The organism is Sphingosinicella terrae (genome assembly GCF_003347635.1).
In the GTDB taxonomy this organism is placed as follows: Bacteria; Pseudomonadota; Alphaproteobacteria; order Sphingomonadales; family Sphingomonadaceae; genus Allosphingosinicella; species Allosphingosinicella terrae.
On the sequence record NZ_QDFY01000001.1, the window covers coordinates 619,808 to 642,357 of the forward strand.

Sequence of the window (22,550 nt, forward strand, 5' to 3'; positions counted from 1 at the left end):
GTTGTGTGGGGCGCGTGTAGGCGGTGAGGACGGCGGGATCAACCGAGGGCCCCGAGCGTAGTTGTTTGGCTTCGCCCCTCCGCCTAGTGCGCCTGCGCGATCGAAGTCGCGCAGCTCGCTCTAGTCCCCTGTTCTCGCATCGTTGTTGGAGAAAAGGATCGGATCTCGGTGTCCCCGGACATCGCTATGGACCTCGGGCGGGCCATAGCCGATTCATGGTTCCCACTTTTCCGCACGATGTTCTAAAGGTCTCCCATGACATCGCTGGAAAAGCCCGATCTGGTTACTACCAACGTCCGGTATCGGATGCCGAGCGTCCACCCCGAGGGCCGCAAGTTCGTCGTCGTCGCCGCGGCCATCGCCGTCCTGTTCTGGTGGATCATCGACTGGGACGTGGTCGGGTGGCTCGCCGCCGGCCTGACGTTGTGGACCGCCGCCTTCTTCCGCGATCCGATCCGGACGACGCCGACGGGGGAGGGGCTGATCGTCGCACCGGCGGACGGGCTGGTGACGATGATCGCCACGGTGCCGCCGCCGCGCGAGCTGATCGGGGAGGACGGGCTCGCCGACGAACCGATGATCCGCGTGTCGATCTTCATGAGCGTCTTCGACGTCCACATCAACCGATCGCCGATCAGCGGGACGATCACCCGCGTCGTCTATATCGCCGGCAAGTTCCTCAACGCCGATCTCGACAAGGCGAGCGAGGACAATGAGCGCCAGCACATCCTCGTCCAGGGGGAGAAGGGCGACAAGGTGGCCTTCACCCAGATCGCCGGATTGGTGGCCCGTCGAATCGTGCCGTGGATCAAGACCGGCGACCGCGTGGTCGCCGGGCAGCGGGTCGGGCTGATCCGCTTCGGCAGCCGCGTCGACGTCTATCTCCCGTCGGGTACGTCCTCGCAGGTCCTGCTCGGCCAGCGCACCGTCGCCGGGGAGACGATCATCGCCAGGCTCGGCGTTTCCGAGCTGATCGAAGGCGTCGCCCAGTGAGCATGCCACCGCGGGATACGGAACGTCGTGGCATCCCGCTGCGCGCCGTCGCGCCCAACGCCGTCACCGCGCTCGCCTTGTGCTCGGGGCTGACGGCGATCCGCTATGCGATCTCGGCAGACTGGGAGCGCGCGATCCTGTTCGTGGTCGTCGCCGCCGTCCTCGACGGCATGGACGGCCGGATCGCCCGGATGCTCAAGGGGCAGAGCCGCTTCGGCGCCGAGCTCGACTCGCTTTCGGACGTCATCGCCTTCGGTGTCTCGCCGGCGCTCATCCTCCATCTGTGGTCACTCCAGCACTGGCCGCGGTTCGGCTGGGTGTTCGCGCTCGCTTATGCCGTGTGCATGGCCCTACGGCTCGCCCGCTTCAACGCGCGCATCGATGCCGAAGACCAGCCCCACAAATCCGCCGGGTTCCTGACAGGCGTGCCGGCACCGGCCGGGGCGGGCCTGCTGCTGCTTCCGGTCTATCTCTGGCTCGCCAGCGACCGTAGCTGGACGTGGCTCCAGGATTACCGGCTGGTCGCGCCCTGGGCCGCCCTCGTCGCCTTCCTCGTCATCTCGAGCGTCGCCACCTTCTCCTGGACCTCGCTGCGGCTGCGGCGCAACGTCAGGCTCGAGGCGATCGTCGTCATCGCCTTGTTCGGAGGCCTGCTGTTCACCGCGCCGTGGCATGCGCTCAGCGCGGCGGCCTTCCTCTATCTTGCCCTGATCCCCTTCAGCCTCGCCAGCTATGCCCGGGTCAGGCGGCTGCGCGCCGCGGCAGCGAGTTCGTCAGCGGCTTCGCCGTCGCCCGCCGCGCCGCCCGTGGACGCGGCGCCGGTCGCGCCGGACTCCGTGGATAAGCCAGCGCCGCGACGATCGCCCCCCAATGCGCCCTGAGCATCTGCTCGGCGACGAAGCCGAGCGCGACCAGCAGGCCCGAGAAGAACAGGATAGAGGCGAGATGGGCCACCGGAAATCTCCTTCAAAGTCAGCGTGTTGAAACTGCTCAGCAGGCCTTTTGGTCCGCCCGCACCCTGAATTAACAGAATGTTCACCTTTTGTTCGCTTGTCAAGCGGAACGTGAAACCTCGCCTGACACGGGCCGCCGGGGGTGAAGTGGGCCGATGAGAACCACTTCTTAACGGCGCTCGGGCAACCTTTGGCGCGGATGAAGCGCGACAGTCGCGGCCACGTGCGACGCGCCGGGACGTCCGCACCAGGAGGATGAAGGGCACAGATGTCGAAGCTTCGCGCCGACCGAACCTATTACAGGGAGGAAGCGACGGCATTCATCGTCCATGCCCTCGTTCTGGTCCTCTTCGTCGGCGGCATGGTCTGGCTTGCCCTCAACGTGCGGCACAGCGAAAATCTTTGGATCTATTATCTGGTCGGCGGCCTCTGCGCGATCTGCAGTGGCGTTCGCGCAGTCCAGATGCTGAGCCGCGCCGCTCGCTCATCCAGGACGCCCCGGCGGCCCGCTTCGGCGGGCAAGACGCGGGATCGGCTCTCCGCCGACCACCGCGGCTGGAAGGACCGCATGGCCGAATCGCGCAGCGCGTCGCGGAGCACCTCCAAGATCGATCCGGATTCGCCGCTCGCGCGATCATGGGCGAAGGAGGAGCAGCAACGACATCTCGAGGAGGTCAGGCGCAGGGGCCTCTCGCACCGGCACTCGCGCCACTGACGCTTCGGCGCCCGATATCCAGCTCGTCGGATGTTCCCGCGGGGGAGGGCTCTTCCGCCATTCGGCTCAAGTAACCGGCCCGGGCGCGGCCGGGCCGCCGCCGAGCGGCGCGAGGGCCGACCGGATTGCTGAGTAGCTCCCATCACCTTGATTTCCGGAGCCGCTGCCCTTAAGTCCCCGCGCATTCCACATGCGGATGCCATCATACCGGTGGCTGGAGGGTCCTTCGGGACGCCCGGCTTCTCGGCGCCGCAGAGGTAGAACCGGAAGGAGAAACGACATGGCGTCCACCGACGTCAGCATGCAGGCATTGCTCGAGGCCGGAGCGCATTTCGGCCACCAGACCCATCGCTGGAACCCCAAGATGAAGCCGTACATCTTCGGCGAGCGCAACGGGGTGCACATCATCGACCTGTCGCAGACGGTGCCGCTGTTCGCGCGCGCCCTCGACTTCGTCCGCGCCAGCGCGGCCGCCGGCGGCAAGGTGCTGTTCGTCGGCACCAAGCGCCAGGCGCAGGATCCGATCGCCGAGGCGGCGCGTCGCTGCAATCAGCATTTCGTCAACCATCGCTGGCTGGGCGGAATGCTCACCAACTGGAAGACGATCTCGAACTCGATCAAGCGCTTCAAGTCGCTCGAGGAGCAGCTCGCCGGCGACACTGCAGGCCTCACCAAGAAGGAGGTCCTCCAGCTGACCCGCGAGCGCGACAAGCTCGAAATGTCGCTGGGCGGCATCCGCGACATGGGCGGTCTTCCCGACATCATGTTCATCATCGACGCGAACAAGGAAGAGCTGGCGATCAAGGAAGCGAACGTGCTGGGCATCCCGGTCGTCGCCGTCCTCGACACCAATGTCAGCCCGCAGGGCATCGCCTTCCCGGTGCCGGGCAATGACGATGCCAGCCGCGCCATCCGCCTTTATTGCGACGCCATCGCCGACGCCGTCCTCGCCGGCAAGCAGGGCGGTGCCGCCGCCCGCGGCCAGGATATCGGCGCGATGGACGAGCCGCCGGCCGAAGCGGCGCTGGCCAGCGCCTGAGACATGAGGGGAGGGGCTGCGCCTCTCCCCGTTCGGGCTGAGCCTGTCGAAGCCCGCTTTTTCTTCACGAGAGAAGGAGCGCCCTCTGACAGGCTCGGGGCGAACGACGCTATTTGACCTGGAGGATATGAGACATGGCTGAGATCACGGCCGCCACCGTCAAGGAACTGCGCGAGCGCACCGGCGCCGGCATGATGGACTGCAAGAAGGCGCTGGGCGAAACCCAGGGCGACATGGAAGCCGCCATCGACTGGCTGCGCACCAAGGGCCTCGCCGCCGCTGCCAAGAAGGCCGGCCGCGTCGCCGCCGAAGGGCTGGTTGGCGTCGCCGTCGTCGGCACGATCGGCGCGGTCGCCGAGGTCAACAGCGAGACCGACTTCGTCGCCAAGAACGAGCAGTTTCAGGACTTCGTGCGCAATGTCGCCCAGATCGCGCTGGCGACCGGCGGCGACGTCGAGGAACTGGCGCGCGCCCAATATCCGGGCCACGGCACGGTCGCCGAGATGCTGACCCACAATATCGCGACGATCGGCGAGAACCAGTCGATCCGTCGTGCCGCACGGCTCGAGGTGCCCCAGGGCGTGGTCGTCTCCTACGTCCACAACGCGGCGGCGCCGGGCCTCGGCAAGATCGGCGTGCTGGTCGCGCTCGAGAGCGAGGGCGACAAGGCCGCGCTCGAGGCGCTCGGCAAGCAGCTCGCCATGCACATCGCCGCGGCCAACCCGCTGGCGCTGCACGGCGAGGATCTCGATCCGGCACTGGTCGAGCGCGAGCGCTCGATCGCGCAGGAGAAGGCGGCCGAGTCCGGCAAGCCCGAGAACATCGTCGAGAAGATGGTCGAGGGCGCGCTTGCCAAGTTCCGCAAGGAGAATGCGCTGCTGTCGCAGCTGTTCGTCATCGACAACAAGACCAAGATCGAGGACGTCGTCGCCGCCGAGGCGAAGCGGCTCGGCAAGGACGTCAAGCTGGTCGATTTCGTCCGCTTCCAGCTCGGTGAGGGCATCGAGCGCAAGGAAAGCGACTTCGCCGCCGAGGTCGCGGCTGCTTCCGGCGTCGGCCAGAAGGCGGAAGCCGGCGCGGCATGACATTACTCCTCCCCCTTTGGGGGGAGGCGGGAAGGGGGGCGCCCCAAGGGGCCGACGCGCGGCCACGCCGCGCACCTCCACCCCGTCGCGGCGGCAGGTCCGTCCTCCGGGCGGATCAAAGAGCCGCCGCGATCCTCCCCGCAAGGGGGGAGGGGCTGACTTCCGGCTGCGCCATCCGCGTGCCCGTCCGCCCGCGCAAAGCGCTTCCACCCCGCCCGAACTGGCACTAAGGTGCCCGCCATCCTCACCCTCGAGCCCAGAACGACCGGGAAAGACAGCCCCATGCCGCGCCCGCGCTTCAACCGTATCCTGCTGAAGCTTTCGGGCGAGGCGCTGATGGGCGAGGGCCAGTTCGGCATCGATCCCGACACGGTCGCCCGCCTGGCCGACGAGGTGAAGGCGGCGCGCGAAGACGGCCACGAACTGTGCCTGGTCGTCGGCGGCGGCAACATCTTCCGCGGCCTTGCCGGCGCCGCCAAGGGCTTCGACCGCGCGAGCGCCGACTATATGGGCATGCTGGCGACGGTGATGAACGCGCTGGCGCTCCAGAACGCGCTCGAGAAGATCGGCGTCGATACCCGCGTCCAGTCGGCCATCCCCATGGCCACCGTCTCCGAGCCCTATATCCGCCGTCGCGCGGTGCGGCACATGGAGAAGGGGCGCGTGGTTATCTTCGCGGCAGGCACCGGCAACCCCTTCTTCACCACCGACACCGCCGCCGCGCTTCGCGCCGCCGAGATGGGCTGCGATGCCCTGTTCAAGGGCACCAGCGTCGACGGCATCTACGACGCCGATCCGAAGAAGGTCGTCGGCGCGCGCCGCTACGAGAGCGTGACCTTCAACCAGGTCCTCTCCGAGGATCTCAAGGTCATGGACGCGAGCGCGGTTGCGTTGTGCCGCGACAACAATATTCCGATCGTCGTGTTCAACATCCGCGAACGTGGCAACCTTGCCCGCGTCCTCGGCGGGGGCGGCACGGCCACGATCGTCCAGAATGAGGGAGGGAACCATGCCCAGCTATGACAAGGCCGACATCCAGCGCCGGATGCATGGTGCGGTGGAGGCGCTGAAGCACGATCTCGGCGGCCTTCGCACTGGCCGCGCCTCGACCGCCTTGCTCGATCCGATCCAGGTCGAGGTCTACGGCTCCAACATGCCGATCAACCAGGTCGCCACGGTTTCTGCGCCCGAGCCGCGGCTGCTGTCGGTGCAGGTGTGGGACCGCTCCAACGTCGGCGCGGTGGAGAAGGCGATCCGCAACTCGAACCTCGGCATCAATCCGATCATCGACGGCCAGAATATCCGGCTGCCGATCCCCGACATGACCGAGGAACGGCGCAAGGAATTGTCGAAGCTCGCGCACCAATATGGCGAGAAGGCGAAGATCGCCGTGCGCAATGTCCGTCGCGACGGCATCGACCAGCTCAAGCAGGACGAGAAGAAGAACGAGATCAGCGAAGACGAGCGCAAGCGCCGCGAGACCGAGGTGCAGAAGCTCACCGACGAGGCCACCGCCGAGATCGACCAGACGCTAGCCGCCAAGGACAAGGAAATTCTGCAGCGGTGACGCCGACCGCCGGCCCGGACACGCAGCTGCGGCGGGAGGCGACCGGGGCCGGCGCCGCGATCCCGCGCCACGTCGCGATCATCATGGACGGCAATGGGCGCTGGGCGAAGGCGCGCGGCCTGCCGCGCTCGGCCGGCCATCGCGCAGGCGCCGAGGCGGCCCGTAAGGCAGTGCGTGCCGCCGGCGAGGCGGGCGTCGAATGCCTCACCCTCTACGCCTTCTCCTCGGAGAATTGGCGCCGCCCCGCGGCCGAGATCAGCGACCTGACCGGCTTGTTGAGATTCTATGTGCAGAAGGAGCTGGACAGCCTTCACAAGGAAGGGATCCGCCTCAAGATCCTGGGCGATCACAAGGCGTTCGAATCGGACGTGGCCAGGCTCGTCGACGATGCCGTGGCACGGACCGCCGGCAATGACCGGATGACCGTCGCCATCGCCCTCAATTACGGCGCGCGCGGCGAACTGGTGCAGGCGACGCGCCGGCTGGCAGGCGAGGTCGCCCGCGGAACGCTCGAGCCGGACCAGATCGACGAGGAGCGGATCGAGGCGGCGCTCGACACGCATGGCCTGCCGCCGCTCGACCTGCTCATCCGCACCTCGGGCGAGCAGAGGCTGTCGAATTTCCTGCTCTGGCAGGCGGCCTATGCCGAATTGCTGTTCGTGGACACGCTGTGGCCCGATTTCGACGGCGAGGCGATGCGCGCGGCATTGAGCGAATATGCGCGGCGCGAGCGCCGCTACGGCGGCTTGTGAGCCAGGCCGGAACGCCGGTCCCGGGGTCGGACCTGCCGACCCGCTTCGCCGCCGGGATCGCGATGATCGCGGTCGCCGTGGCGGCGACCTGGCTCGGCGGCTGGCCGTTCCGGGCGCTCGCTGCCGCCGCTGCCGCGGTGATGATCGTCGAATGGGCGGACATGCACCGCGTGCCACGCTTATGGGCCTGGCTCGGCGCTGCCTTGCTGGCGGCGATCCTGCTCGTCGGCGCCGAATATCTCTACCCCGCCGGCTCGGCCGACTGGATGTACGATCCGGCGAGCGGGGCGATGGTCGCGTTCGTCGACGATCAGACCTTGAGCCCGAACTGGCTCGCCTTCGGCGCGGTCGCGCTGGCGGCGCTGCTGATCGGCCTGCTCAGCCGCCGCCTCGCGATGATCGGCGGCATGGCCTATGTCGGCATACCGACCTTCGCGATGGTCAGCTTGAGCTGGGTCTGGGAGGTTCTCGTCCTTTGGGTGTTCGTGGTCACCTGGGCGACCGACATCTTCGCTTATTTTGCCGGCCGGTCTATCGGCGGGCCGAAGCTCGCACCGCGGATCAGCCCGAACAAGACCTGGGCGGGGCTGATCGGGGGCGTCGCCGGCGCCGCCTTGCTCGGCTGGCTCACCGCCTGGTATTTCGACCTCGAGCCGCTGTTCCGATGGATCGGCGGGCCGATGGGGGCGATCGCTCAGGCGGGCGATCTCTACGAGAGCTGGGTAAAGCGACGCGCCGGGGTCAAGGACAGCGGGACGCTGCTTCCCGGCCATGGCGGCGTCCTCGACCGGCTGGACGGTCTGCTCGCGGTGGTGCTGGCGACGACGCTCCTGCTGATGGCGGGCCTGTGGACGGCGTGAGCGAGCGGCGGAGCGTGACCATCCTCGGCGCGACCGGATCGGTCGGCCGCTCGACACTCGATCTCATCGCCGGCGAGCGCGACAAGTACGACATCGTCGCGCTGACAGCCGGCCGGGACGTGGCGGCGCTGGCCGAACTCGCCCGCTCATTCAGGCCGCAGCTCGCGGTGATCGGCGAGGAGGCGGCCTATCCGGCGCTGCGCGACGCGCTCGCCGGCACCGGCGTCGAAGCGCAGGCCGGGGAGGCGGCGACGATCGACGCCGCCGGTGCCGGCGCCGATTGGACGATGGCGGCGATCGTCGGCACCGCCGGGCTCAAGCCGGTGATGCGGGCGCTGGAGGACGGCCGAACGCTCGCCCTCGCCAACAAGGAGGCCCTGGTCTCGGCGGGCGCGCTGATGACCCGCGCCGCCGCCGCCAGCGGCGCAACCCTGCTACCGGTCGATTCCGAGCATAATGCCATCTACCAATGCTTCGACCGGGCGCATCCGACGAGCGTGCGGCGGATCATCCTGACCGCGAGCGGCGGCCCATTCCGCTGCCGCAGCCTCGAGGCCATGCGCCGCGCGACGCCGGCCGAAGCCGTCGCCCACCCCAATTGGTCGATGGGCGCCAAGATCTCGGTCGATTCCGCGACCCTGATGAACAAGGGCCTCGAACTGATCGAAGCCTACCATCTTTTCCCGGTGGGGGAGGAGGCGATCGAAATCGTCGTCCATCCCCAGTCGGTGATCCACTCGCTGGTCGAATATGCCGACGGCTCGGTGCTCGCCCAATTGGGGGCGCCGGACATGCGCATCCCGATCGCCTATACGCTCGCCTGGCCGGAGCGGATGGAGACAAAGTGCGAGCGGCTCGACCTCGTCAGGATCGGGACGCTCGGCTTCGAGGCGCCCGACCTGGAGCGCTTCCCGGCGCTCGGCCTCGCCCGCACGGCGTTGCGCGAGGGCGGTGCCAAGCCCGCTATTCTCAATGCCGCCAACGAGATAGTTGTCGCCGCCTTCCTTGAAAGCCGGCTTGGCTTCCTCGATATCGCATCCGTGGTGGGTGAGGTTCTGGCAAGCTACGATCCGGACGCGCCTTCGTCGATCGACGAGGTGCTCGAAATCGATCGGCAGGCCAGGCGGATCGCCGCCGATGCAGCAGGAAAGTTCTCGCTTTGAACAACCCCGGTTTGGTCTTCACGATCGCTTCCTTCCTGCTCGTCATCGGGCCGCTCATCTTCATCCATGAGCTCGGACATTATTTCGCCGGCCGCTGGTTCGGCGTGAAGGCGGAGGCCTTCTCGATCGGCTTCGGACGCGAGATGTTCGGCTGGACCGACCGGCGCGGAACGCGCTGGAAGGTCGGCTGGCTGCCGCTCGGCGGCTATGTCCGCTTCAAGGGAGACATGAACCCGGCAAGCACGCCGTCCGACGAGTGGCTGGCGCTTCCCGCCGCCGAGCGCGCCGAGACCTTCCAGTCGAAGAAGGTGTGGCAGCGCTTCATCATCGTCTTCGCCGGGCCGCTGACCAATTTCCTGTTCGCGGTCGTCGCCTTGATGATCGTCTTCGCCACGATGGGCTATCCATCGAGCGCGGCGATCGTTTCCGACGTCCAGCCGGGCAGTCCCGCTGCCGCTGCCGGATTCACGTCCGGCGACGAGGTGCTCGAGGTGAACGGCAACCGGATCGATACCTTCGCCGACCTCGTCTCCTATGTCAGCTTGCGCCCGGACCAGCCGATGCGCTTCGTGGTCGAGCGGGCAGGGCAGAGGGTCGAGGTGAATGCCGTTTCGCGGGCGGAGGTCAGGCGGGACGAGTTCGGCAACGAGGCCCGGATCGGCGTCATCGGCCTCAGGACCAGTTCGTTCGAATATACGACCTTGCCGCTCCACCAGCTTCCGGGCGCGGCGATCAAGGCCACCGCCGACACGGTCGAGACGATGGTGGTCGCGCTCGGCCAGGTGGTGACCGGGCAGCGTTCGGTGAAAGAACTGGGCGGCCCGCTCAAGATCGCCGAAGTCTCGGGCCAGCAGGCCAGTCTCGGCTGGATCAACTTCTTCTGGCTGATGATCGTCGTGTCGATTAATCTCGGATTCATCAACCTCTTGCCAATCCCGCTGCTGGATGGCGGGCACCTGCTGTTCTACGCGATCGAAGGAGTGAGGCGTAAGCCACTCAATGCCGAAGCCCAGGAATGGGCGTTCAGGACTGGGCTTGCGGTGCTGCTGGCGCTGATGATTTTCGTCACGTTCAACGACCTGGCCTCTTTTGGCCTCTTTACCCGGCTTGGCGGCTTGATCGGCTGAGATTGTTGGGGCAGGGCGAGCGACGACAGGGATCGGGCCGGCGGACCGCCGGTGAGTAATCAAAGGGCGGGGACGCGTGACGGCCAACCAAGCATTTCCCACAGGCAAGAAGTATTGCGCGGCGCTCCTCGTCGGCACCGTTCTCGGCGGCCTCGCCGTGCCTGCGAGCGCCCAGACCGCGCCGCCGGCGGCCACGGCGCAGATCCCCGACGTCGCCGCGCCTTCGCCGGTCGCGGCGGAGCCCGCCCGCACCATCCGCACCCTCATCGTGTCCGGCAATCAGCGCCTGGAGGCGGAGACCGTCCTTTCCTACACCGCGCTGCGGCCGGGCGAGCCCTACAATAACGAGCGTCTCGACCAGGCGTTGCGGGAATTGCTCGCCACAGAATTGTTCGCCGACGTCCAGATCCGTGGCGTCGACACCGGCGACATCGTCGTCGAGGTGCGCGAGAATCCTGTCATCAACCGCATCATCCTCGAGGGCAATCGCCGGCTCAAGGACGACAAGATCGCCCCCGAGATCCGGCTTTCGCCGCGCCAGATCTTCACCCGCTCCCGGGCCCGCGCCGACGTCGCCCGGATCATCGAGCTCTATCGGCGCCAGGGCCGCTACGCCGCCCGGGTCGAGCCGCAGATCGTCGAGCTCGACCAGAACCGCGTCGACGTCGTCTTCGAGATCGACGAGGGGCCGCGCTCGAAGGTCCGCCAGATCAACATCATCGGCAACGAGCGCTTCGGCGACAACCGCCTCGTCCAGGAGATGGCGACGCGCGAGGCGCGCTGGTGGAACATCTTCGGGTCGAACGACACCTACGATCCCGATCGCCTCGCCTTCGACCAGCAGAAGCTGCGGCAATTCTATCTGACCCAGGGCTATGCCGATTTCCGCGTCGTGTCGGCCGTCGCCGAGCTGACGCCCGACCGGCGCGACTTCATCATCACCTATGTCGTCGAGGAAGGCGATCGCTATCGGTTCGGACCGGTGAGCGTGCAGAGCGACATTCGCGACTTCAACGCCGAGCAGCTCCAGCGCACGCTGCCGATGGAGCAGGGCGACTGGTTCAACGCCCAGCAGGTCGAGGACACGGTCACCAGCCTCAACGAGCTCGCCGGTCTGTTCGGATACGCCTTCGCCGACGTGCGGCCGCAATATGACCGCGACCGCGAGGGCCTCACCATGGGGATCACCTTCCGGGTCGCCGAGACGCCGCGCGTCTATGTCGAGCGGATCGACATCAGCGGCAACACCGTCACCCAGGACAAGGTGGTCCGCCGCGAATTCCGCCTTGCCGAGGGCGATCCGTTCAACAGCGTCCGGGTCAGCCGCTCGCGCGACCGCATCCAATCGCTCGGCTTCTTCCAGGAGAATCTGGAAATCACCCAGGAGCAGGGCTCGGCGCCGGACCGCGTCGTGCTCGGCGTCGCCGTCGAGGAGCGCGCCACCGGCGAGCTGCAATTCTCCGCGGGCTTCTCCAGCCTCGAGCGGTTCCTGGTAAACCTGTCGATCCGGCAGCGGAATTTCCGCGGGCTCGGCCAGGAGCTGCGCGCCGCGGTCAATTATTCGAGCTATTCGAAGTCGATCGAGCTCGGCTTCACCGAGCCCTATCTGTTCGATCGCAACATCGCCGTCGGCTTCGACATCTTCCGACGCGACCTGAACAGCTTCAACTTCTTCAACAACAATCGCGAGACCACCTACGAGCAGGTCAGCACCGGCGGCCAGCTCCGCGCCGGCGTGCCGCTCACCGAGAATCTGAGCCTCGCCCTGCGTTATGGCCTCGTCTACGACGAGGTGACGCTGTCCGAGGACGTCTTCTTCACCGATCCCGACGGGTCAGGGCCGCTGCCGCCGGTCTGCGATCCGTTCCGCGCCGGCCGCTATCTGTGCGACGTGATCGGCGATCGCCTGACCTCAAGCGTCGGCTATTCGCTGCTCTACAGCACCCTGAACAACTCGATCCGCCCGACCCGCGGCGAGCGCCTGCTGTTCAGCCAGGATTTCGCCGGCCTGGGCGGCGACACCCGCTATCTGCGCAGCCGCTTCAACGCCGCGAAATACTGGAACGTCTGGAACAACTTCATTTTCTCGGTGTCGGCCGAGGGGGGCTACATCCACAGCTTCGAGGATGGCGGCCCCAATCGCGATCCAGTGCGCCTCACAGACCGGTTCTTCCTCGGCAACCCGCAGATCCGCGGCTTCGACATTCGCGGCGTCGGCCCGCGCATCCAGCGCCTCTTCTATCTGACCAATCCCGACGGAACGCCGATCCTCGACGACGATGGCAACCCGACCTTCAACACCGACCGCAACAGCATCGTCGACGACTCGCTCGGCGGCCGAGCCTATTATCTCGGTCGGGCCGAGCTCGAGATCCCGCTCGGCGCCGGCGCCCGCGACCTCGGACTGCGCCCGTCGATCTTCGTCGACGTCGGCGCGCTCTGGGGCATTCGCCGCCCCGCCACCAACGACATCCCGCCTGGCGATCCGCGGCTGTTCCGCGACGTCCTGACGTCCGAGGGCCTGCGCCAGTGCACCACCGGCGGCGCCAGCCCGACGGTGACCCCGATTCCGACAGGCGCGAGCTGCCCGGCCGGCACCAATCTTCTGCAGACGCAGGTGCTCCAGCCCTTCCGCGAGGTGTTCCTCGGCAACACGCCGAGCCCGCGCGTATCGGTCGGCTTCGGCGTCAACTGGAATTCGCCCTTCGGCCCGTTCAGGATCGATATTGCCAAGGCGCTCATCTCGGAGCCGGGTGACGACACCAAGCTCTTCACTTTCAACGTAGGGACCGCATTCTGATGAACAAACTCACCTTCGGCGCGGCTGTTGCCGCGCTTGCCCTGATCGCCCCCGTGGCCGCCCAGGCGCAGAACATCCCGCCGGCGATCGTCGCCATCGTCGATCGCGACCGGATCGCGCAGAGCTGCACGCAGTGCGTCGCCGCCCAGCAGCAGCTCCAGGCTCAGGTCACTCAGTTCCAGCAGCGCGCCCAACAGCTCAGCACGCCGCTGCAGACCGAGGAGCAGGCGATCGAGACGGCGCTCCGCGCCCTGCCGCAGGGCGGCCAGCCCGACGCGGCGCTCCAGCAGCGCATCCAGACGTTCCGGACCAATCAGCAGGCCGCGGCGACTGAGCTCGGCCCCCGCCAGGAGCAGCTGCGCCGCAATCAGAGCTTCGTCGTCCAGCAGATACTGGAGCGTATGGACCCGCTGGTCGGCCAGGTCGTCCGCCAGCGCGGCGCCAACCTCGCCGTCGACGTCAGCACCACGCTCGCCCACAATCCGGCGCTCGACATCACCGATTCCGTCCTGCAGCTGATGAACGCCAACTCGACGGCGTTCAACGTCAACGCGCCGCCGCCGCAGCAACAGCCTGCGCAGCAGCCGGCCCAACAGCAGCAGCAGCGCCCGCAGGGCCGCTGATGCTGGAACCGACCAGCGCCGCCGTCACGCCGTCCGCGCGAGCTCCGCTCGACGTCAGGCGGGTGATGGCGGCGCTGCCGCATCGGTTTCCGATGCTGCTCGTCGACCGCGTCGAGGAACTGACCGTCGACGAGAAGATCGTCGCCATCAAGGCGGTGACGATCAACGAGCCCTTCTTCACCGGGCATTTTCCCGACCGTCCGATCATGCCGGGCGTTCTCATCGTCGAGGCGCTGGCCCAGGCCGCGGGCGTCCTCGCCGTTGAATCGCTCGGACTCTCGGGAACGGGGAAGCTGGTCTATTTCATGGCGATCGATGGCGCCAAGTTCCGCACACCGGTCGAACCCGGCGTTCTGCTCCGGCTGGAAGTCGAGTTCGTCCAGAAGCGCGCCAGCGTCTGCAAGTTCGCAGGCCGTGCCCTCATCGGCGACAAGCTTGCCGCCGAGGCCAATTTCACCGCGATGATCGCCGATCCGCCGAAGGATTGAGGGCCGAAACCAGGCCCGGCCCAGGGCATCTCGCTCCGCAGCGGCGCGCAGCCTCAGCTCACGCGGCCGGCTGCCAGACGCCGTCTCGCTTCTCGATCCCGAAAATATCCGCGATCCACGGCCCGGCGAAGATCGCCTGAGGAGTCCCGTCCGCCGCGATCTGCCCCTTGTCCATGACGATCAGCCGGTCGCCGAAGCGGGCGGCGGCGTCGAGATCGTGAATGGCGACGAGCGCCGTCTGGTCATGCTCGCGCAGGCTGAGCTTCAGCATGTCCATCAGCCGGATCTGCCAGAGCGGATCGAGATTCGCCGTCGGCTCGTCGAGCAGCAACAGTCTCGGCCGCGGCGCCAGCGCTCGGGCGATCAGGACCCGGCTCCGCTCGCCGGTCGACAGACGGTCCACGCGGCGGTCGGCGACCGCCTCGAGGTCCAGGTCGGACATCGCCGCCAGGGCTTCCCCTTCGTCGGCGCCGCCGAGAAGGACGAGGTCACGCGCCGCCAGCGGCCAGCGAAGCTCTCGGGTCGCGGGAAGGTAGGCGATCAGCCGCGCGCGCCGTGCCGCGATCGCACGGCGGGGGTCAGCGCCGTCGATCCTCACCTCGCCTGCCGGGTGGCCGATGCCGGCAAGCGCGTGGAGGAGGCTGGTCTTGCCGCTGCCATTGGGTCCGATGAGGCAGGTCATCTCGCCGGCGGCGAGCGTCAGCCCGGTCTCGTCGAGACGCCCCGGCAGCGCGAGCCCGGTCGCTTCGAGCCGCATCATGACGCGCCGAGCCGCCAGCGCATATGGGCGACCAGCCACAGGAAGAAGGGGGCTCCGAGCAAAGCGGTGACGACGCCGATCGGCAATGTCCTGCCGAGCGGCGCCAGCCGTGAGACGAGGTCGGCGGCGATGAGCAGCAGCGCCCCGATGGCGGCGGCGGGCAGGATTGCGCGGCCGGGATGACTGTGGCTGAGTCGTCGGGCGAAGATAGGCGCGACCAGGCCGATGAATCCTATCGCGCCGCAAATCGCGACGCAGGCCCCGACCCCGAGGGCCGTCAGGCAGACGATGCGGATACGCAGCCCCAATATGTCGTGCCCGAGCGACTGGGCGACCTCCTCGCCGAGCGCGAGGCTGTCCAGCGGCCGGACCAGCCGCAGCAGCCAGACGATCATGACCAGCGCCGGAACACCGGCAAAGGCGGTCTGGGCGAGGCTGCGATCGGCGAGCGAACCCATCAGCCAGTCATAGGCGTCGTAGAATGCGAAGGGGGAGGGGGCGAGCGCCAGCGCCAGGGTGGTGAGGGCCCCGGCGAGCGCGCTGATCGCCAGCCCCGCGAGGAGCAGGGTCGCGGTCTCGGCGCGCGGGCCGGCGAGCAGCAGGAGCAGCGCCAGGGCGCCGAGCGCTCCGGCGACCGCGCCGACCGACAGCGCGATCGGCGAAGAGAAGCCGATCAGGTAGGCGGTCACCACCGCGCCGAGCGCGGCGCCGCTGGTCGTGCCAGTGAGGTCCGGGGACGCGAGCGGGTTGGCGAACAGCGCCTGGATCGCCGCACCCGATGCGCCGAGCGCGGCGCCGTAGATCAGCGCCAGCGCGGCGCGCGGCAGCCTGAGCTCGGCCAGCACGCCCCAGGCGAGGTCCCGATCCTGCTCGAACAAGGCGGCGAGCGGCGCCCAAGGCAGCAGCAGCGACAGGAGGAATGCCGCGACCAGCAACGAGGAGAGCAAGGAGAGCGTGGCCCTCACCGCGCGAGCTCCCGCCGCAACCGCTCGACCTCGTCGATGAGGAGCGGACCCATGCAGGTCCAGCGCCGTCCGTCCGTGGCGAGGGTGCGTCCGGCGCGGGCGTGGCGGGCGGCAGGATGTTCGAGCCACTTCTGTTCGCCGGAATATTGGCCGACACGATAGTCGCTGCGCAGCAGCACGTCCGGTGGGCTGACGATGAGGGTCTCCAGCCCGACGCGATCGCCGGTCACCGGTCGCTGTGCGAGGCCGGCCAGCGCCATCCACTCGGCGCCCAGGCCGTGGGCGGCGTAGGTGCGCCCGCCTCCGCCAAGCCAGAGCGCGTCGCGGCGCGTCGCCGGGGGACTGGCCTCGAGCCGCGCCAGCCGCTGCAGCAGCGCCTCGCCGGCCGTCGGTCGACCGAGCGCCGCCGCCACGCGCCTGATGCTCCGCTCGACGTCGTCGAGGCTCTGCGAGAAGGGGAGGTCGAGGGTCGCAATGCCGAGCTGCTCGGCAATGCGCAGCCGATCGCGTCCGCCGCCACCCACGGTGACGACGAGGTCGGGGCGGAGCGGAGCGACCGAAAGCAGGGTACCGTCGTTGCGGCGATGGCGGCGCCCGAGCCGCCACAAGGGTGTTTCCGCCTCGCTGCGGGCAAGATGGGTCACCGAGACGATCTGCTCGGGTGCGGCGAGCGCGAGCAGCAGTTCGTCGGTGCACAGATTGAGCGAGGCGACGCGCATCGGCCGGTCCGCGGGCACCGGGGCGGCCGCACGCACGGCCGCGGCCGGCGGCACGGCCGGGTCGCAGGCCGCCGCCGCCAGCGCCAGGCTAATCGCCAAAAGCGACGCGAAGACCCGCATGCACCGTCCGTCCCGCCGTATTATACCCCACCACGTCCTGATAGTCCGAGTCGAAGGCATTCTCGATCCGGCCATACAGCTCCAGCTGCGGCAGCACGCGCCAGCCGACATTCAACGAGGCGAGCGCATAATCACCCAGACTCACCGTCCGAGCCGGGAACAGATCGAAATCGGTGTCACGGCGCGCTCCGACATAGGCGAGCGAAGCTCCCCAGCGCAGGCGGCCGCTCTCGCCATGGGCGACCAGGTTGGCGCTATGGCGCGGGCGGCGCACTTCCCTGACCAGGTCGGTGCCGGAGACGCGCTGCTCGCCGGCATCGATGAACGTGTAGTTTGCGCCGAGGACAAGCCATTCGGCATGGCGCCATTCCGCCTCGAACTCGATCCCGTCCCGGCGGCTGCGGCCGTCGGCGTTGGCGGTGCTGGACAGGAAGGTGTCGGGGTCGAAGACGTCGATGATCTCATCGCGCAGTCGGGCGCTGAAGCCGGTCAGCCCGAGGCTCACGTCCCGCCCTTGCCACCGCAGGCCCACTTCCCAGGCGCGGGAGCGTTCCGGCCTGAGCGCCGGATTGCCGACGAAGGTGGCGGGGAAGAAGCCATAGAGGTCGTAGAAGGTCGGCTGCGCGATCCCCTCGCCATAGGCGCCATGAAGGACCCAGCCCCGGGCGGGGCGGACGAGCAAGGCGGCGCGGAAGGTGGTCGCATCGGCGAAGGCGCTGAAGCTGTCGTGGCGCACGGCGAGATCAGTGGCGACGACGTCGTTCCAGTCGGCCCGCCATTCGCCGACCAGGCCGGTCAGGCTACGCGAGCGCTCCTGGTCGGTCGCGCCGCCGAAGCCGGTGTCACGGGCGCGGAAATCCTCTGCCTGATGGTCGACCGCGGCGGTCATCCGATGGCGGCCGATCTGCCGCGTCACCTGGGCGCCGAGGCTCAGCCGATCGCCGAACGTGGCATTGACCGGCGTGTCGTCGAGACGATTGCGGTTGGCGCTGTCGAGATAGGCGACCTCCGCCTGCGCCGACCAGTCGTCCCACTCCCCGCGCGCCCAGGCGCGAACGGCGCCGATCCGGTTCTCCGTCTCGTCGAGCGTGTCGGCGCGCAGGAAGGTGACGGGATCGCTCCCGTCAAACTCGCTGAGGCCCTCGATCCAGTAACCGACCGCGCCCAGCTCGACGGCGCCGGCATGGTGGACGGCCTTCGCGCTCAGCATGAGCTGATCGAAGCCGTCACGCTCACCGCCGGCGCCGAACGAGTCTATGCCGTCGCTGCTCTGCCAGCCGGCGGCGGCGGTCACGCCGGTGGTCTCGCTGCCAAGGGCGGCGCGGCCAAGCAGGCGGACGCTGTCGAGGCTTCCATATTCGGCAAGGCCGTCGAAGCCGCGGCGGCGCAGGGGATCGGCCGTCTCCGCCGCGATGACCCCGCCGAGCGCCTCCGCGCCCCATAGAGCCGATTGCGGTCCGCGGACGATCTCGAGCCGCGCCAGGAGGTCGGCCGAGAGCAGCTCGAAGCGCGGCTCGTTGCCGGCGGCGGGGTCGTTGAAGCGGATGCCGTCGACGAACAGCAGCGTGTGGCCGGCCTCGGCGCCGCGCAGGCGCAGCTGCGTCTGCGTTCCCCGCGGCCCGGTGGTCGCCACGGACACGCCTGGGGTCAGCCTGAGCAAGTCGGCGGCCGAAGGCAGAGACAGGCGCTCGATCAGGGGTTCGGGCAGGATCGTGCTTGAAGCCGGTGCGGCGTCCGCGGCCGAGGGCTCGCGAGACGCGGTGACGACGATCGCCGGCTCGGCCTGGGCCGCGGCGGCAAGAGCAATGATCGAAATAGGCAGCATGTTCGGTTCCTCCAACGACGTTCACTGTCGTCTCGGAGGAGCCGCACGGCCGTTGCCGTCCGACGCCACGCACCGCAGGCTGATCCCGGCCGGGTGCGGACGACGGCGAAGGCAGGTCTCCTGACTCGCGGGTCCTTGCCTGAGCCGTCTCGGGTGGAAGACCCGAAATGGCTCGCTCCCCACTTGGAGGGGAGGGGCTCTCCGCTTACAGTTGCGGGCACAGCGCCGGATTCTCACCGGCTTCCCATTTTCACCGCCTTTCGAGGGGCGGCACCTTCGCGCGGCGAGCTAGAGCGTTCGTCCGAACCTTGTCAATCTCGGCCGCAGTCGCTAGATCGCCCCTCTGATTGCTCTCGAGGCTGGTCGGAACCAGCCAAAATCACGAAAGAACAACGACATGAAGACCGGAACCCACCCCGATTACCACATGATCAAGGTGCAGATGACCGACGGCACCGTGTTCGAGACCCGCTCGACCTGGGGCAAGGAAGGCGACACGCTTCAGCTCGACATCGATCCCAAAGTGCATCCGGCGTGGACCGGCGGTGGCTCCCGCATGCTCGATCAGGGCGGCCAGGTCGCCCGCTTCAACAAGCGCTTCGGCGGCCTGACTCTCGGCAAGAAATGACGATCGGCGCTTCCGGGCCGATCGTCGGCCCGGAAACGGTCGGGATTCCCCATCGTGCCGCGCCTCGGATCGAGACGGCGCGGCTGGTGCTGCGCGGCTTTCGCGAAGAGGATCTCGAGCCCCAGGCCGCGATGCTCAGCGACCCCCTGGTCATGCGTCACGTCGGCGGCGTGGCGCTTTCGCGCGAGGAGGCCTGGCGGCGCGTCATCGGCGCTGCCGGCCTCTGGACCGTGCTCGGCTACGGCTATTGGGCGGTGGAGCGGCGCGAGGACGGCGCCATGATCGGGCAGGTCGGGTTCGCCGATTTCAAGCGGGCGATGGAGCCGTCCATCGAAGGCTTGCCCGAGATGGGCTGGATCTTCGCCCCGGGAGCGCACGGCCTTGGCTATGCCAGCGAAGCGGTCGCGGCCGGACTCAAGTGGGCCGATGTGGCCCTGGTCGCGCCGCAGGTCGTCGCGATCATCGACGCCGGTAACGGCGCCTCGATCCGTGTCGCCGAGAAAGCCGGCTTCAGCGAGCGCGAGACGGCGACCTATCGCGGCGAGCCGATCGAACTGTTCCGGCGGCGCCGCGCCTGATCAGGCGCGGCGGACCGACCAGACGCACCTCAGTCGTCGAGATGGCTGAGATTGTTCCACTCGGCGCGGGTGCGGCATTCACGGCGCCGGCTCAGCCGGCTTTCGGTCCGCGCGACCATGCGGCAGATCAGACGCTCGCTATCGGCATTGCTCTCGGCATTCGTCGGCCGCTGCGCCTCATTGCGCTGCTGCGATCCGCCCTCACCAGACGTTCCGTTCTGATCCTGCGCCAAGGCAGCCGTCGAAACAAACAGGCCCGCGGCCAGAAAAGCCAGCTTCCTCATAGATGATTCTCCACCCCCGGTGAACGCAGACGGGGGCGGTAGACGAACCAGAAGTCGAACGCAACTTCCTGTTCGCGCTGCATTTCAGTCGTGCGTGCTGCCCTGCGGTCCTGGCGGCAGCGGAGGACTGGGAGCGTCCGCGACCTGACGCCGGCCATCGATCACGATCGGCGACGCGACCCCGGGGATGCCGCCGCGATCGATCCGAAGGCCCCGCGCCAGAACCTGCGGATCGGCGAAGACCTGGGCGACATCGTTGATCGGCCCGGCCGGGATCCCGGCGCCGGCGAGGGCGGCGAGGAGATCATCGCGGCGATAGGTGGCTATAGCCGGCTCGAGCGCGCCGGTCAGCGCCGCGCGATTTCCGACCCGGTCGGAATTGGTGGCGAATCGCGGGTCGGCGCCGAGCTCGGGACGGCCGAGCAGCGCGCACAGCCGGCGGAACTGGCCGTCATTGCCGACGGCGACGATCAGGTGACCGTCGGCCACGGCGAAGGTCTGATAGGGCGCGATGTTGGGATGGGCGTTACCGAGGCGGTGGGGCGCCTCGCCGGACACCAGATAGTTCATCGCCTGATTGGCCAGCACTGCGACCTGGGTGTCGAGGAGGGCCATGTCGATATGGCAGCCGCGCCCGGTCTCTTCGCGCCCACGCAGCGCGGCAAGGATGGCCGTCGCCGAATAGACGCCGGTGAAGATGTCGGCGAAGGCGACCCCGATCTTCTGAGGCGTCCCCTCGGGCTCCCCGGTCAGGTCCATGATCCCGCCCATGCCCTGGATCATGAAGTCGTAGCCGGCGCGGGCGGCATAGGGGCCGTCCTGGCCGAAGCCGGTGATCGAGCAGTAGATCAAGCGAGGATTGACCGTCTCGAGAGTGGCAAAATCGAGGCCGTATTTGGCGAGGCCGCCCGCCTTGAAATTCTCGATCAGGATGTCGGCCTCGCGGACGAGCGCGCGCACCTGGGCCTGCCCCTCCTCGTCCTCGAGATCGATCGCGATCGAGCACTTTCCGCGATTGCAGCTGTGGAAATAGGCGGCGGCGCCGTCGGCGGCGAAGGGCGGCCCCCAGGCCCGGGTATCGTCTCCCGAGCCGGGACGCTCGACCTTGACCACCTCCGCCCCGAGGTCGGCGAGGAGCTGGCCCGCCCACGGACCGGCAAGGATGCGGGCGAGCTCGACGACCTTGAGGCCCTTGAGCGGCTTGTCCATCCGGACCTCGCTTCAGAAAGCGGCGAGGCCGGTGATCGCCCGGCCGAGGATGAGGGCATGGACGTCGTGCGTGCCCTCATAGGTGTTCACCGTCTCGAGATTGGCGGCGTGGCGCATCACCTGGAACTCGGCGCTGATGCCGTTGCCGCCGTGCATGTCGCGGGCGACGCGGGCGATGTCGAGCGCCTTGCCGACATTGTTGCGCTTGATCAGGCTGATCGCCTCGGGAACGAGCTCGCCCTCGTCGATCCGGCGGCCGACCCGAAGCGCCGCCTGCAGGCCGAGCGCAATCTCGGTCGCCATGTTGGCGAGCTTGAGCTGGACGAGCTGGGTGGCGGCGAGCGGACGGCCGAACTGCTTGCGCTCCAGCGTATAGCGGCGGGCGGCCTCGTAGCAGGCTTCCGCCGCCCCCATCGATCCCCACGCGATTCCATAGCGGGCGCGGTTGAGGCATCCGAACGGCCCGGCGAGGCCGCTGACATTGGGAAGAAGATTCTCCTCCGGCACCTCGACCCCGTCCATCACCACCTCACCGGTGATCGAGGCGCGCAGCGACAATTTCTCCCCGATCTTCGGCGCGCTGAGGCCCTTCATCCCTTTCTCGAGGATGAAGCCCTTGATCCGGCCGTCATGCGCGTCCGACTTTGCCCAGACGATGAAGACGTCGGCGATGGGAGAGTTGGTGATCCACATCTTGGCGCCGGACAGGCGGTAGCCGCCGTCGATCTTTCCGGCGCGCGTGCGCATGGATCCGGGGTCGGAGCCGGCATCGGGCTCGGTAAGGCCGAAGCAGCCGACCCACTCGCCGGTGGCCAGCTTCGGAAGATATTTCCGCTTCTGCTCATCGGTGCCGTAGGCGTTGATGGGGTGCATGACGAGCGAGGACTGGACCGACATGGCCGACCGGTAGCCCGAGTCGACGCGCTCGACGGCGCGGGCGATCAGGCCGTAGCTCACATAATTGAGACCGGCGCCGCCATATTCGGGCGCAATCGTCGCTCCGATCAGGCCAAGCTCACCCATCTCGCTCATGATCTCGCGGTCGAACCGCTCGTCGAGATAGGCGCTGGTGACGCGTGGCTGGAGCTTCTCGCGCGAAAAGGCCTCGGCGGTGTCGCGGACCATCCGCTCCTCGTCCGAAAGCTGCGCATCGAGGGCGAAGGGGTCCGCCCAGTCGAAGGTCCTGATCGTCGGTTCCGCCATCTTCTTCCCCGTCTCGAGTTCGAGCGGGCGGTAGCGGTTCGGCGGCGATCAAGGAAGGGGGCGGCTGGACTTCGGGCTGCGGTCGCAGCCGGCC

Annotated in this window: 23 protein-coding genes and 1 riboswitch; of the genes, 16 read left to right on the top strand and 7 right to left on the bottom strand. The window is 68.2% G+C overall.

Going from position 1 to position 22,550, the window contains the following annotated elements:
• The first annotated feature begins 255 nt into the window (after positions 1-255).
• The 14 genes from DDE10_RS02910 (at position 256) to fabZ (ending at position 14,165) form a co-directional block, all read left to right on the top strand.
• The gene (locus DDE10_RS02910) at positions 256-993 is read left to right on the top strand and encodes a phosphatidylserine decarboxylase (protein WP_114951193.1); all 738 of its coding nucleotides are present in this window, start codon (positions 256-258) and stop codon (positions 991-993) included.
• Positions 994-995: 2 nt separating this feature from the next.
• A complete protein-coding gene (gene pssA, locus DDE10_RS02915; RefSeq protein WP_114951194.1) occupies positions 996-1,874 on the top strand; it encodes a CDP-diacylglycerol--serine O-phosphatidyltransferase in 879 nt (292 codons plus the stop codon).
• 340 nt (positions 1,875-2,214) lie between these two features.
• Entirely contained in the window at positions 2,215-2,661 is a 447-nt protein-coding gene (locus tag DDE10_RS02920; protein ID WP_114951195.1) for a hypothetical protein, read from the top strand.
• 280 nt (positions 2,662-2,941) lie between these two features.
• Positions 2,942-3,700, top strand: a complete 759-nt coding sequence (gene rpsB / locus DDE10_RS02925; protein WP_114951196.1) for a 30S ribosomal protein S2 — start codon at positions 2,942-2,944, stop codon at positions 3,698-3,700.
• A 134-nt stretch (positions 3,701-3,834) separates the two neighbouring features.
• On the top strand, positions 3,835-4,785 hold the full coding sequence (tsf, locus tag DDE10_RS02930) for a translation elongation factor Ts (protein WP_114951197.1): 951 nt from the start codon (positions 3,835-3,837) through the stop codon (positions 4,783-4,785).
• A gap of 282 nt (positions 4,786-5,067) precedes the next feature.
• Entirely contained in the window at positions 5,068-5,808 is a 741-nt protein-coding gene (gene pyrH, locus DDE10_RS02935) for a UMP kinase (RefSeq protein ID WP_114951198.1), read from the top strand.
• Positions 5,795-6,352, top strand: coding sequence for a ribosome recycling factor (frr, locus tag DDE10_RS02940; RefSeq protein WP_114951199.1), 558 nt, complete (start codon positions 5,795-5,797; stop codon positions 6,350-6,352). Before pyrH ends, frr begins: the two co-directional genes overlap by 14 nt.
• Positions 6,353-6,435: 83 nt before the next feature.
• Entirely contained in the window at positions 6,436-7,104 is a 669-nt protein-coding gene (locus DDE10_RS02945) for an isoprenyl transferase (protein ID WP_114951705.1), read from the top strand.
• The gene (locus DDE10_RS02950; protein ID WP_114951200.1) at positions 7,101-7,964 is read left to right on the top strand and encodes a phosphatidate cytidylyltransferase; all 864 of its coding nucleotides are present in this window, start codon (positions 7,101-7,103) and stop codon (positions 7,962-7,964) included. Before DDE10_RS02945 ends, DDE10_RS02950 begins: the two co-directional genes overlap by 4 nt.
• Positions 7,961-9,127 (top strand): 1-deoxy-D-xylulose-5-phosphate reductoisomerase, encoded by a 1,167-nt coding sequence (locus tag DDE10_RS02955; RefSeq protein WP_114951706.1) that lies wholly within the window; start codon positions 7,961-7,963, stop codon positions 9,125-9,127. Before DDE10_RS02950 ends, DDE10_RS02955 begins: the two co-directional genes overlap by 4 nt.
• Positions 9,124-10,254 carry an RIP metalloprotease RseP gene (gene rseP / locus DDE10_RS02960; protein ID WP_114951201.1) on the top strand — a complete coding sequence of 377 codons (1,131 nt, stop codon included), beginning with the start codon at positions 9,124-9,126 and terminating at the stop codon, positions 10,252-10,254. The genes DDE10_RS02955 and rseP overlap by 4 nt, the downstream gene beginning before the upstream one ends.
• Positions 10,255-10,330: 76 nt before the next feature.
• Positions 10,331-13,054, top strand: coding sequence for an outer membrane protein assembly factor BamA (gene bamA / locus DDE10_RS02965; protein WP_114951202.1), 2,724 nt, complete (start codon positions 10,331-10,333; stop codon positions 13,052-13,054).
• Positions 13,054-13,677 carry an OmpH/Skp family outer membrane protein gene (locus tag DDE10_RS02970; RefSeq protein ID WP_114951203.1) on the top strand — a complete coding sequence of 208 codons (624 nt, stop codon included), beginning with the start codon at positions 13,054-13,056 and terminating at the stop codon, positions 13,675-13,677. Before bamA ends, DDE10_RS02970 begins: the two co-directional genes overlap by 1 nt.
• On the top strand, positions 13,677-14,165 hold the full coding sequence (gene fabZ, locus DDE10_RS02975) for a 3-hydroxyacyl-ACP dehydratase FabZ (protein WP_114951204.1): 489 nt from the start codon (positions 13,677-13,679) through the stop codon (positions 14,163-14,165). The genes DDE10_RS02970 and fabZ overlap by 1 nt, the downstream gene beginning before the upstream one ends.
• A 58-nt stretch (positions 14,166-14,223) precedes the next feature.
• On the opposite strand, the gene DDE10_RS02980 is transcribed toward fabZ, so the two are convergent.
• Genes DDE10_RS02980 through DDE10_RS02995 form a run of 4 tightly spaced genes read right to left on the bottom strand, consistent with a single transcriptional unit; the run spans position 14,224 to position 18,554 of the window.
• Positions 14,224-14,925: an ABC transporter ATP-binding protein gene (locus DDE10_RS02980; protein ID WP_114951205.1), complete on the bottom strand. Its 702-nt coding sequence runs from the start codon at positions 14,923-14,925 to the stop codon at positions 14,224-14,226.
• Positions 14,922-15,890 (bottom strand): FecCD family ABC transporter permease, encoded by a 969-nt coding sequence (locus tag DDE10_RS02985; RefSeq protein WP_114951206.1) that lies wholly within the window; start codon positions 15,888-15,890, stop codon positions 14,922-14,924. The genes DDE10_RS02980 and DDE10_RS02985 overlap by 4 nt, the downstream gene beginning before the upstream one ends.
• Positions 15,887-16,708, bottom strand: coding sequence for an ABC transporter substrate-binding protein (locus DDE10_RS02990; RefSeq protein ID WP_162806235.1), 822 nt, complete (start codon positions 16,706-16,708; stop codon positions 15,887-15,889). The genes DDE10_RS02985 and DDE10_RS02990 overlap by 4 nt, the downstream gene beginning before the upstream one ends.
• Positions 16,698-18,554 carry a TonB-dependent receptor plug domain-containing protein gene (locus tag DDE10_RS02995; protein ID WP_114951208.1) on the bottom strand — a complete coding sequence of 619 codons (1,857 nt, stop codon included), beginning with the start codon at positions 18,552-18,554 and terminating at the stop codon, positions 16,698-16,700. Before DDE10_RS02995 ends, DDE10_RS02990 begins: the two co-directional genes overlap by 11 nt.
• 94 nt (positions 18,555-18,648) lie before the next feature.
• Positions 18,649-18,847, bottom strand: a riboswitch (cobalamin riboswitch).
• A gap of 104 nt (positions 18,848-18,951) precedes the next feature.
• On the opposite strand from DDE10_RS02995, the gene rpmE reads away from it, so the two are divergent.
• A complete protein-coding gene (rpmE, locus tag DDE10_RS03000; RefSeq protein ID WP_114951209.1) occupies positions 18,952-19,182 on the top strand; it encodes a 50S ribosomal protein L31 in 231 nt (76 codons plus the stop codon).
• Complete coding sequence (locus DDE10_RS03005; RefSeq protein WP_114951210.1) at positions 19,179-19,760, top strand: GNAT family N-acetyltransferase; 582 nt, start codon at positions 19,179-19,181, stop codon at positions 19,758-19,760. Before rpmE ends, DDE10_RS03005 begins: the two co-directional genes overlap by 4 nt.
• 29 nt (positions 19,761-19,789) lie before the next feature.
• Here the strand turns inward: DDE10_RS03005 and DDE10_RS03010 are convergent, their stop codons facing one another.
• From DDE10_RS03010 to DDE10_RS03020, 3 genes are all read right to left on the bottom strand, one after another.
• Positions 19,790-20,044 (bottom strand): hypothetical protein, encoded by a 255-nt coding sequence (locus tag DDE10_RS03010; protein ID WP_114951211.1) that lies wholly within the window; start codon positions 20,042-20,044, stop codon positions 19,790-19,792.
• Positions 20,045-20,128: 84 nt separating this feature from the next.
• The gene (locus DDE10_RS03015; RefSeq protein ID WP_114951212.1) at positions 20,129-21,253 is read right to left on the bottom strand and encodes a CaiB/BaiF CoA transferase family protein; all 1,125 of its coding nucleotides are present in this window, start codon (positions 21,251-21,253) and stop codon (positions 20,129-20,131) included.
• 12 nt (positions 21,254-21,265) lie between these two features.
• Complete coding sequence (locus DDE10_RS03020; protein WP_114951213.1) at positions 21,266-22,456, bottom strand: acyl-CoA dehydrogenase; 1,191 nt, start codon at positions 22,454-22,456, stop codon at positions 21,266-21,268.
• Positions 22,457-22,550: the final 94 nt, after the last annotated feature.